The sequence below is a fragment of the Ornithinimicrobium jinqii genome, from assembly GCF_045032595.1.
In the GTDB taxonomy this organism is placed as follows: Bacteria; Actinomycetota; Actinomycetes; order Actinomycetales; family Dermatophilaceae; genus Ornithinicoccus.
Window position 1 is genome coordinate 97,446 of the sequence record NZ_JBJFZS010000001.1, and the last position, 10,886, is coordinate 108,331.

Here is a 10,886-nt window from a genome sequence, read left to right on the forward strand (position 1 = left end):
CACCGTCGTCCCGTGGACCACGGGCCCTTCATCGCCGGGTCGGAGGGGACGGGTCGCGACGGCCACGTTGTCCAGGGGTGCGGGCAGCACAGCCAGGGGTGGCGCCGTGGTCGTCGACCTGGGCCGCTGGTCCTCAGCCAAGGAAGTGCTGCCCCCCGTTGACGGGCAGGACCTGCCCGGTGATGTAGCCGGCCGCCCCGTCGTGCGCGAGGAACAGGATGGCCCCGGCACACTCGCCCGCGGATCCGGCTCGGCCCATGGGGATGGTGGACACCATGCCCCGCATCTGTTCCGGGGTGGTCCAGCGGTCGTGGAACGGCGTCTCGATGACCCCGGGCGCGAGGGTGTTCGCCCGGACACCGCTGGAAGCCAGTTCGCGGGCGATGCCCCGCGTGTAGGTGGTCACCGCACCCTTCGTCGTGGCGTAGACGGCGGACCCGCCTGCGCCACCCGTGACGGCGGCCACCGATCCGACGTTGACGATGGATCCCCGGCCCCGCTCCGCCATCCCCGGGGCGACGGCCTCGCACAGAGCGATGAGCTGCCCGACGTTGAGGTCGAGGAGTCGCCGGACGAAGTCCGCGTCCCGCTCCCCCAGGGGGCGACGCTCGATCAGGCCGCCGGCGTTGTTGACCAGGACGTCGACGCGGCCGAACTCCTGGAGGACGTGCTCGGCCAGGGCGACCGCTCCCGACGCTTCCGAGAGGTCCTGCTGCACAGCGACGGCACGACCGCCGCCCTGCTCGATGTCCTGCACGACCTCGGCGGCGCGCTCTCCGTTGGCGTTGTAGTGCACGATGACCGTGGCGCCGGCCCGACCGAAGTGGCGGGCCGCGGCGGCACCGATCCCCGTGCTGGCGCCGGTCACGAGAACCACCTCGTCGTCGAATCGTAGGTCCATGGCGTCTCCTTCTTGAAAGGTGAGGGGTCAGCGAGCGGCCGGCAACCGCAGCCCGGTGAGGCCGCCGTCGACGGTCAGGGACGTGCCGGTCGTCGCACCGGACCGTGGGCTGGCCAGGTAGGCGATGGCCTCGGCGACCTCGAGCGCACTGACCAGGCGGCCGGTGGGCTGTCGGGCCTCCAGCGCGGCGCGCTCGGCCGCCGGGTCGGCCGCCGCCTGCAGCAGCCGACCCACCCAAGGCGTGTCGGCGGTCCCGGGGTTGACGGCCGTCACGCGGACGCCGTGGGCGAGGTGGTCGGCCGCCATCGCCCTGGTCAGTGCCAGGACCGCGCCCTTGCTCGCGCTGTAGACCGCTCGCTGGGGAAGCCCGACCTCGGCCGCGACCGAGCACGTGTTGACGATGGCGGCGCGCTCCGACCGCTCCAGGTGCGGCAGCGCGGCCCGGGTGGTCCGCACGATGCCCATCAGGTTGACGTCGAGGACGCTCCACCACTCGTCGTCGGAGTTGTCCACGACCGAGCCGGCAGCACCCACCCCCGCGTTGTTGACGACGACGTCGATCCCGCCGGCCCGTCGGACGACCGTGGCGACGGCCGCGTCGACCGACGACTGGTCCGTGACGTCGGCCACGAGCATCTCGACGTCAGCGCGTCGTGCGTCCGGGTCGGACGAGGGGTACGGAGCCCGGTCCAGCCCGAAGACGCGAGCCCCTCGTCGAGCGAGGAGCTGCGCCGTCGCCGCGCCGATGCCGGAGGCGGCACCCGTCACGACGGCCGTCACGCCGGCGAAGTCCCCCTCGTCGCGCGGCTGCGCCGCAGCCGTCTCGTGGGCGGGTCGGTGGTGGGGGTCTGGCACGGTGGGCACGGGTCTGGACTCCATCCTCGATCACGCAGAGCAGGACGGGGGGCCGAGCGGATCGGCGGGAGGACTGCTCAGGTCGGCGCCTCCCACTGTAGGGATAGGTCCGATGTTTGACAACAGACGCCCCTCCGCTCTCGAGCGTGCCGTCCCGGTCACTGCGCCTCTTCGATGGACTCGAGGTTCTGGCGCAGGAACTCCTCGACCCCTTGGATGTGCACCGTCATCCAGGCCGACGCGAGGTCGGGGTCGCGGGCCTGCAGGGCCATGACGATGGCCCGGTGCTCGGCGATCGTGCGCTCCACGACACCGCTCTCGGTCATGGCGCGCCAGGCCCGGACCCGCACGGTCCGCGGGCTCAGGGCGTCCAGCAGGCCCACCAGGTAGGAGTTGTCGGCAGCCTGGGCGATGAGGCGGTGGAACCGGGCGTCGTGCCGGACGAGGACCTCGGTGTCCACGTCCGTGCATGCCGCCACCTCCTCGGCCAGCTGCGCCAGGGTGGCGGTGTCGATGCGCACGGCAGCGCGACGCACGGCGGCCGTCTCCAGGATGCGGCGCACCTCCATGAGCTCGAGGGCGGTCCGGCCCTGCTGGAGCTCCACGACGAAGCCCACCGCCTGGGTGAGCATGGCCGGCTCGAGGCTCGTGACGTACGTCCCGTCCCCACGCCGCACGTCGAGCACGTTGACCATCTCCAGGGCCTTCACCGCCTCCCGCAGAGAGCTGCGGGACAGCCCGAGCCGCTCACTGAGCTCCGCCTCCGGGGGCATCCTGTCCCCCGGGCGGAGCTCGCCGGAGAGGATCATCTGCTTGATCTTGAGGATCGCTGCCTCGGTCACCGACACAAGCGCCATCTAACCACTGACCTGGTGGCGGGACGAGGGACGGGGAGTGCAGACGTCAGATGGATCGGCGACCGGGTGGTTGCCCCCTCTGGACGGAGTCGACATACTGAGGCACCACTCGGACCCGCAAGAGGAGAACCACGTGAGGATCATGCGCCTGGGAGAGCCGGGGCACGAGCTTCCGGCCGTCGAGGTCGACGGGGTCGTGTACGACCTCCGACCGCTCACGGCCGATATCGACGGAGGCTTTCTCGCCGACCGGGGGGTGGAGCGCATCCGTGAGGCGGTGCAGCGGTCCGGCCTCCCGACCGTGGAGGACGCGGGCTCCCTGCGCCTGGGAGCCCCGATCGCCCGGCCGTCGGCGGTCCTGTGCATCGGCCAGAACTACGCCGCCCACGCCGCGGAGTCCGGGGCGGCACCACCGGAGGTACCGATCCTGTTCTTCAAGCACCCGAACACCGTCGTCGGACCGTACGACGACGTGGAGATCCCCTCGGGCGCAGAGCAGGTGGACTGGGAGGTGGAGCTCGGCGTGGTCATCGCCCGGAAGGCGTGGCGACTCGACTCGGCGGAAGATGCCCTCGACCACATCGCGGGGCTGGTCGTGAGCAACGACGTGTCCGAACGGGACTTCCAGCTCGCCCAGTCGGGCGGGCAGTGGTCCAAGGGCAAGTGCTGCCCCACCTTCAACCCGTTGGGCCCGTGGCTGGTCCCGCTGCAGGAGGCGGGTGACCCCCAGGCCCTTCGCGTGTGGTCCACCGTCAACGGCGAAGGTCGGCAGGACAGCAGCACCTCGGACATGATCTTCTCCGTGGCGCAGATCGTCCACCACCTCTCACAGTTCCTCGCGCTGGAGGCCGGAGACCTGATCAACACCGGCACACCGGAGGGCGTGGCGCTCTCGGGGCGATACCCCTACCTCCAGCCGGGTGACGAGATGACCCTGGGCATCGACGGGTTGGGCAAGCAGACCCAGCGCCTGGTGAGGGGCCCCCGTTGAGCGACCTGACCGGCGTGCTCCCGCGACGAGACGACGACGCCCTGTTCGTGGGACGCGTGTGGCACGCCGCCACCCAGGGTCCCCGCCCCGTCCTGGTCCGGGACGGAGAGGTCCACGACCTCGTCGAGGTCGCCGCGACCGTGTCCGAGCTCCTCGAGCGGTCCGACCTCGTGGAGCTCCTGCGGTCCGTCGAGGGGTCGGGGCGGTGGTCGCTGGACGACCTGCTGCCCGGGGTCGGCCGCCGTGACGTGGACCACCTGCTGGCGCCCGTCGACCTGCAGGTCATCAAGGCGTGCGGGGTGACCTTCGTCGACAGCATGGTGGAGCGGGTCATCGAGGAGCGCAGTGCCGGAGACCCGTCACGCGCGACCGAGGCGCGCGCCGCTCTCGCCGGCATCCTGGAGACCAGTCTGAGCGACGTGGTCCCGGGGAGCGCGGAGGCCCAGCGGGTGAAAGAGGTCCTCACCGAGCAGGGCCTGTGGTCGCAGTACCTGGAGGTGGGACTCGGTCCCGACCCGGAGGTGTTCACGAAGGCGCCCGTGCTGTCCGCGCTGGGGACGAACGCCTCGATCGGCATCCCGGCCTTCTCCCGGTGGAACAACCCGGAGCCGGAGCTCGTGCTCGTCGTCGACAGCCGCGGCATGCCCCGGGGCGCCACCCTCGGCAACGACGTCAACCTGCGCGACGTCGAGGGCCGCAGCGCCCTGCTGCTGGGCAAGGCCAAGGACAACAACGGGTCGACGGCGCTCGGACCCCTGGTGAGGGTGTTCGACGGGGCGGCCTTCACGCTCGACGACCTGCGTCACGAGCGGATCAGCCTGAGGGTGGAGGGCGCCGGGGGCTACCTGCTCGAGGGCGAGAACAACGTCGCCAGGCTCAGTCGCCCCTTCGAGGAGCTCGTGGCAGCGACGCACGGGGCCCACCACCAGTACCCCGACGGCTTCGTCCTGTTCACCGGCACCCTGTTCGCGCCCGTGGACGATCGTCATACCCCTGGTTCGGGGTTCACCCACGAGATCGGCGACGTGGTGTCCATCAGCAGCCCGCTCCTGGGAACGCTGCGGAACACCGTCGGGCGCACCGAGGAGCTGGACCCGTGGACGTTCGGGATCCAGCAGCTCCTCACCTACCTGCAGACGACACGGGAGGCGGGCACGCGTCGACCGGGCCCCTGACCTGACTGTGACCTAGCTAGCCGAGGTCGGGGCGCTGCCGACGCAGCAGCTCCAGCATCAGGGCCGCCCGCCTGACCCGCTCCCGACCCAGGCTGGCCGGCACTGCCCCCAGGTGCTGGCCGCTGGGGTAGATGTTGGGTGCGTTCCGCAGGCCGAGCTTGAGGTAGACGGGGGCAGCGATGCGCACCAGCTCGGGGACGTCGTAGTAGCGGACTGCCCCTCCTTGGTCGTCGGGCGCCTCCACGTAGATGTCGATCGGTGCCGTGGCGGCCTGGCGGATCTCCGCCAGGTGGCCCAGGGTCAGGTCGGTCGAGACGTTGAGGCTCGTGGCGCCCAGCTGCTCGTAGACGGCCGCCGTCGGACCGTTCGTCAGCGGCATCACCACGCTGGTCTTGAGGACGAGGTCCTTCGGGAGCCGCCCCTGCGCCTTCTCCGCCCCGAGCACGGAGAGCGTCCCGAGGTCACCGACGAGCAACGACCTGATGCCCAGCTCGACGGCTCGGCTCGCCTCGGCCAGGGAGGCCGCCACCATCTCGTTGCCCCGGGCCGCGCCACCCACCGCTGCCGTCACCTTGGCCTGGCCACCCACGTCCCAGGCTGCCCGTGGACCGATGAACAGGTTGACCTCGACGTCGTGGTCGGAACCCATCTGCACCATGTCCTGGATCTCCGCGTCCCGGAGCATCATGACGCCGCTGCCCTGGGAGACCCGGTGGACGGGCACGTCCAGCTCGTCCGCAGCCTCGAGCACCTCCGCCATGACCCTCGGCCCCTCGCAGCTCGGGATCTCGATCCGCCAGGCACGCCCGTCGGCGAACCTCCTCCCGGACGTCGGCAGCTCCTGCACGAGCGCCGGAAAACCGGACCGTGCGACCGCGTCGACCATCTCGGACCTCAGCATGATGTCTCCTTCGTTCGTGGTGGGTGTCCGACCGAGGAGCACCTGGACCTCTGGCGAGCCCTGCGGAGGACTCAGGACGGTACACCCACCGGCCCTTGTAGGGTTTGCGGCGGCGCCCGTCGCGCCGACCCCACCCGCCGGACCCTCCAGGAGGACCAGGATCACCGCGTCGACAGCCGCCCCTGCCGCGGCCGGGGTGGGGACCACCCGGGCTCTCGTGGTGTGGGGCGTGGCGCTGGCCGCCTATGTCATCGCCGTCACCGGGCGCACCTCGTTGGGTGTCGCCGGACCGGCCGCGATCGACCGCTTCTCGATCAGCGCGGCCACCCTGGCCACCTTCTCGGTGATCCAGCTCAGCGTGTATGCCGCGGCCCAGATCCCGGCGGGCCTGGTGCTGGACCGGGTCGGCAGCCGGGCGATGATCGCTGCGGGGGCGTTGTTGATGGGGGCCGGCCAGCTGATGCTGGCGTTGGCCGACACCATGCCGCTGGCGCTGGCCGCCCGGGTCCTCATCGGCCTGGGCGACGCGGCAACCCTGGTCTCGGTGCTACGGCTGCTGCCGGTCTGGTTCCGACCCCGCGTCGTGCCGATGATGACCCAGGTCAGCGGGATCCTCGGGCAGCTGGGGCAGGTCATCTCCGCGGTGCCCTTCCTCGTGGTGCTGCTGGCCTTCGGCTGGGTGCCGGCCTTCGGCTCCCTGGCGGGAGCCGGGTTGGTCGTCGCGCTGCTGGTGCTCGCCCTGGTGCGTGACCTGCCGCCGGGCACCACCGCGAACCCGGCCGCTCATGGTCGAGGCTCGGTGCTGGCAGGCCTGCGCGTGGTGGTCGGCGAGCCAGGAACGTGGCTGGGGTTCTTCACCCACTTCGTCACCCTGTTCCCGGGCAACATGCTGCTGCTGCTGTGGGGCGTGCCCTTCTTCACCGCCGGGCACGGGCTGAGCGCGCCGCGGGCGGGGGCCCTGCTGACCGTCGCCGCCCTGTCCACCATCCTCATCGGGCTGGTGCTGGGTGATCTGGTCGGCCGCTACCCGGCCCGGCGATCTCTCATCGTCCTTCTCACCGTCGCTGCGACCACCCTGGTGTGGGCCGGCATCCTGCTGCCGGCAACTCCTCGGCCGTTCTGGCAGCTGACCGTCCTGGCCGTGGTCTCGGCCGCCGGCATGGCCGCCTGCACCATCGGCTTCGACTTCGCCCGCACCTCCGTGCCGCACGCGCACCTGGGCACGGCCACCGGCCTGGTGAACGTGGGAGGTTACCTGGCCTCGGTGCTGGCCATCCTGCTGGTCGGCCTCATCCTGGACCTCAGCCAGCCCTCCGGCGACTACGCCCTGGCCGACTTCCGGCTCGCCTTCGCCGTCGGTCAGGCCCCGCTGCTCCTTGCCGGGGTCGCGGGGGTGCTGCTCGCGCGCCGTGCGGTCCGGCGGCGTGAACTTCGCACTACGCGGGTCCAGTGGTCCGATGTCTGACGAGCCGCGCCCCCGCGCCACGTCCTGATCCGGACGGCGTCCCAGGACCTCATACCTCCCCCGCGGCTCTCGCTCCGCGGATTCCTCGCCCAATGTCACGACCCGGTGACGATGCGCCCCTTGGTGTTGCGCCCCGTGGTGCCAGGGACTAGACATGGGACACACATCAGATGACTTGATCCTCTGGCGCGAGGATGCGCCACCTACGGAAGGCACGTCCCCTCCATGCCCCCGCAGCCTGGTCCGACAACGCGGTCCACCCCCGCGTCGTCATGGTGGCGTTCGCTGAACGCGCCGGTCGGACTGGTGCTGCTGGGGTTTCTGGTGCTCGGCGCGGGAAGCGGTCTGGCGATCTGGCTGCAGCTCACCCTCGGGACCGGCACCGCGATGACGCTCATCGCGGTGCACGCCTACACGGGGCTCCTCGGACTTCCCGTGCTGGCGGTCAAGGCGGTGGCTGGCGCCGTGTCCTGGCGGCGCCGGGCGACCCGTCCGCGGACGCCACCGTCCGGGCGGCTCGACCATCTGATGACCGCGGCCCTGGTCGCTGTGGTCCTCGCCCTCTACGGCAGCGGGGTGACGATGTACGGGAACTGGGGCGTGCTCCCGGGGGGGACCCTGAAGCTGGTGCACCTGTGGGCGGCCGTGGCAGGAGTCCCGATCCTGACCTATCACCTGTGGCGGTTCCTGAGCCGCGCCCGGGCGACGGTCGGGTATGCGATCCGCTCCGCAGAGCCGGTCGTGGCGACGGGGCGTCGGCACCTTCTGCTGGCCGGGGGCCTCGCCCTGGTCGGGTGGGGCGCGGTGCGGGTCGGCGCGGGCAGCGTGGCCGAGCTGGACCGACAGGGACCCAACGACTTCCCTGTGACGCTGACCTCGGGCGGGGCCGACCAGCCCGACCCGGCGACGTGGCGGATGCGCATCGACGGAGAGGTGCAGCGACCCCTGGTCCTCTCCCTCGCCGACCTCCGCGCCGGGGCCGTGGAACGACACAGGTACAGCCTGGACTGCGTGCTCGGCTGGTCGGCGACCCGCACCTGGGGCGGGGTGCCGCTGCGCGACCTGCTGCGCACCGCCGGCGCGTCCTCGGACCTGATCAGCGTGGTGGTGCGCAGCACGACCGGCTACCGGGTCGCGCTGCTGCGCGAGCAGGTGGAGGACCCGCGCACGATGGTGGCCTGGGAGGTCGACGGCGTGGACCTCACCCCCGAGCACGGCCACCCGGCCCGGATGATGGCCCCGGGCGTCATCGGCGAGCTGTGCCTGAAGTGGGTCGACTCGGTGACCGTGGTCGCCGCATGAGGCCGCTGACCTGGGCGTCGCTGGGCGTGCTGACCCTTGCCGTGCTCGCGCTGGCCCGGATCGAGGTCCCCACCGACCTGGGCAGCTGGGTACAGGGCCCCTTGGCCGGACAGATCGTGCTCACGATGAGAGCCCAGGGCGAGTCCGTGCTCGTGGGCACCCGTGCCGGGCTGTACCGCCTCGACCCCGACGGCAGCGAGCACGACCTGGGCGTGGACGGCCCGGTGAACGCCCTTGCCGTGGACGCGGCCGGTCAGCTCTGGGCCGGCACCGACCGCGGGGTGGAGCCGGTGGACCCGGACCCGCAGGCTCTCCCCAGCCTGACCGACGGCCCGGTGCACGCGCTGGGCGTGCAGGGCACCGCGCTGATCGCCGGTGGCGCCTCCGGAGCGCACCGGCTGAGGCCGCAGGGCGACTGGGAGCTGGTCTGGCCCGTCGGCGGTTCGGGGTCGGCTCCGGTCGGAGCCGTGGTGGGCACACCGGCCGGCATCTTGTTCAGCCACCCCGACGGCCTTGCCCTGCTGCACCACGACGGACAGGTCGAAATGGTCCTCCCCGAGGTGGACGTCGTCGCGCTCGGCAGGTGGGACGACACCGGCGACGTCTGGGTCGGCACCCGCGGCGCTCCTCTGCTGCTCACCTCCTCCGACGACGGCCTGACCTGGTCTGAACGGTCCGAAGGGCTGGGGTACAACGCGGTCCACGCCGTCGTGTGGGACCCGGCCGACCCCGCCCGGCTCGTCTCGGGCGGGAGCGGGCTGGCGGACGGCACCGGCAACGCCGGCACCCAGCTCACCGAGGACGGCGGCCTCACCTGGCAGGTGGAGCAGGACCGGTTGAGCAACACCCACGTCTACGCCCTGGCCGCCACGACCGAACCGGTGCGGTTGGGTCTGCGCGTCGCCGGCACCGACCGGGGCACGACGATCCCACTGCCGAGCACCACGACCCGCTGGTACGCCGGGACGAACGGGGCGGGCGTCGCCACGTCCCGGCCCGCGGTACCCGTCCTCGACACCCTCGCCGCGACCACCCCGTACCTGCGACTCGCCGAGCCGCTTCTCGGCGGTGTGCTCCTCGTCGCGATGCTGGTGGCGGCCTACCATCAGCTGACCAGCACGCGGACGACCGCTCCACGCGGACCGCCTGTCCCCAGGCCCGACGGCCCGAGCACGCCGTCCAGCGCCCCCTCCGGCCGAACAAGACCAGACCCCCCGACCCCAGGAGAAAACTGATGAGAACACGCACGCACACCCGACGGGCCATGTCCACGGCCCTCATGCTCGCAGGGGCCCTCACCCTGACCGCCTGCGGCGGCTTCGGTGAGGATGAGCCCGCCGCCGACAACGGCGCCGACGGAGGCTCGGAGACCGAGACTGCGGACGCAGGCAGCGACGGCCCCGAGCTGTCCGACCCACCAGCCATCGACGGTGACGTCGTGTCCGACGGCGACTCGTACGAGATCAAGTTCGGCATCGGCCTGGCCGAGGACTCCCCGCAGGCCATGTCGGTCGACTACTTCGGCGAGATCCTCGACCAGCGCAGCGACGGGCGCATCGACGTGAACCTGTTCCCGAACAGCCAGGTCGGCGACGACCTCCAGATGATGAACGCCCTGCAGAGCGGCACGCTGGAGATGACCTATCCGTCCACCTCCCCCGCCACCTCGATCGTGCCCGAGCTGCAGCTCTTCGACCTGCCCTTCCTCTTCCCGACCCCCGAGGACGCGGACGCGGTGCTCGACGGGGAGATCGGTCAGGAGATGCTGGCCGCCTTCGACGGCTCCGGGATCACCGGCCTCGCCTGGGCGGAGAACGGCTACCGTCAGCTGACCAACAGCCAGCGGGCCGTCAGCACTCCTGAGGACGTCGAGGGCCTGAGGGTCCGGGTGATGGAGAACCCGATCCAGGTGTCGATCTGGGAGACGCTCGGCGCCAACCCGACCTCGATGGCCTTCGGTGAGGTCTTCAGCGCCCTGGAGCAGGGGGTGGTGGACGGGCAGGAGAACCCCTGGTCGACCATCCTCACGTCCCGCTTCAACGAGGTGCAGGACTACGGGTCGGAGACCCGGCACGTCTACACCCCGTTCCTGATCCTGATCGGCGAGGACTTCTACGAGGGCCTGTCCGAGGAGGACCAGGCCCTGATCCAGGAGGCCGCCATCCAGGCTGCGGGCTACCAGCGCACCATCTCCCGCGAGTACTCGGACTACGCGCGTGAGGCGCTCGCCGAGGTGGGTATGGAGATCACCGAGCTCAGCGACGAGGAGCTGGCGGCGTTCCAGGAGGCCGTCCAGCCGGTGTACGAGCAGTGGGAGGACGAGATCGGCGCGGAGCTGATCCAGCGGGTCCAGGACGAGACCCAGAACTAAGCGGATCCTGGGGGGGGGGGGGGGGGGGAGAGCAAACCCCCCCCGGACGTCGCCCTCCCTCTTCAGAA

10 protein-coding genes are annotated in these 10,886 nt (G+C 71.5%); 6 read left to right on the forward strand and 4 right to left on the reverse strand.

Annotation, left to right across the window (positions count from 1 at the left end; translation table 11 throughout):
• Window positions 1-133: 133 nt before the first annotated feature.
• From ACI3ET_RS00345 to ACI3ET_RS00355, 3 genes are all read right to left on the reverse strand, one after another.
• Window positions 134-901 (reverse strand): SDR family NAD(P)-dependent oxidoreductase, encoded by a 768-nt coding sequence (locus tag ACI3ET_RS00345; protein WP_405030904.1) that lies wholly within the window; start codon window positions 899-901, stop codon window positions 134-136.
• A gap of 27 nt (window positions 902-928) precedes the next feature.
• A complete protein-coding gene (locus tag ACI3ET_RS00350; protein ID WP_405030913.1) occupies window positions 929-1,681 on the reverse strand; it encodes an SDR family NAD(P)-dependent oxidoreductase in 753 nt (250 codons plus the stop codon).
• A gap of 233 nt (window positions 1,682-1,914) precedes the next feature.
• The gene (locus ACI3ET_RS00355; protein ID WP_405030914.1) at window positions 1,915-2,604 is read right to left on the reverse strand and encodes a FadR/GntR family transcriptional regulator; all 690 of its coding nucleotides are present in this window, start codon (window positions 2,602-2,604) and stop codon (window positions 1,915-1,917) included.
• 142 nt (window positions 2,605-2,746) lie between these two features.
• Between ACI3ET_RS00355 and ACI3ET_RS00360 the strand changes: the two genes are divergently transcribed.
• Window positions 2,747-3,604, forward strand: a complete 858-nt coding sequence (locus tag ACI3ET_RS00360; RefSeq protein WP_405030905.1) for a fumarylacetoacetate hydrolase family protein — start codon at window positions 2,747-2,749, stop codon at window positions 3,602-3,604.
• A complete protein-coding gene (locus ACI3ET_RS00365) occupies window positions 3,601-4,779 on the forward strand; it encodes a fumarylacetoacetate hydrolase family protein (protein ID WP_405030906.1) in 1,179 nt (392 codons plus the stop codon). The genes ACI3ET_RS00360 and ACI3ET_RS00365 overlap by 4 nt, the downstream gene beginning before the upstream one ends.
• Before the next feature lie 16 nt (window positions 4,780-4,795).
• Here the strand turns inward: ACI3ET_RS00365 and ACI3ET_RS00370 are convergent, their stop codons facing one another.
• On the reverse strand, window positions 4,796-5,680 hold the full coding sequence (locus ACI3ET_RS00370) for a hypothetical protein (protein ID WP_405030907.1): 885 nt from the start codon (window positions 5,678-5,680) through the stop codon (window positions 4,796-4,798).
• A gap of 229 nt (window positions 5,681-5,909) precedes the next feature.
• Here ACI3ET_RS00370 and ACI3ET_RS00375 point away from each other — a divergent pair, with 229 nt between their 5' ends.
• The 4 genes from ACI3ET_RS00375 to ACI3ET_RS00390 all read left to right on the forward strand — a co-directional run bounded on the left by ACI3ET_RS00375 (window position 5,910) and on the right by ACI3ET_RS00390 (window position 10,818).
• Window positions 5,910-7,145 carry an MFS transporter gene (locus ACI3ET_RS00375; protein WP_405030908.1) on the forward strand — a complete coding sequence of 412 codons (1,236 nt, stop codon included), beginning with the start codon at window positions 5,910-5,912 and terminating at the stop codon, window positions 7,143-7,145.
• 306 nt (window positions 7,146-7,451) lie between these two features.
• Entirely contained in the window at window positions 7,452-8,447 is a 996-nt protein-coding gene (locus ACI3ET_RS00380) for a molybdopterin-dependent oxidoreductase (RefSeq protein ID WP_405030909.1), read from the forward strand.
• Window positions 8,444-9,682 carry a hypothetical protein gene (locus tag ACI3ET_RS00385; protein ID WP_405030910.1) on the forward strand — a complete coding sequence of 413 codons (1,239 nt, stop codon included), beginning with the start codon at window positions 8,444-8,446 and terminating at the stop codon, window positions 9,680-9,682. Before ACI3ET_RS00380 ends, ACI3ET_RS00385 begins: the two co-directional genes overlap by 4 nt.
• On the forward strand, window positions 9,682-10,818 hold the full coding sequence (locus ACI3ET_RS00390) for a TRAP transporter substrate-binding protein (RefSeq protein WP_405030911.1): 1,137 nt from the start codon (window positions 9,682-9,684) through the stop codon (window positions 10,816-10,818). Before ACI3ET_RS00385 ends, ACI3ET_RS00390 begins: the two co-directional genes overlap by 1 nt.
• The last annotated feature ends 68 nt before the right edge of the window (window positions 10,819-10,886 follow it).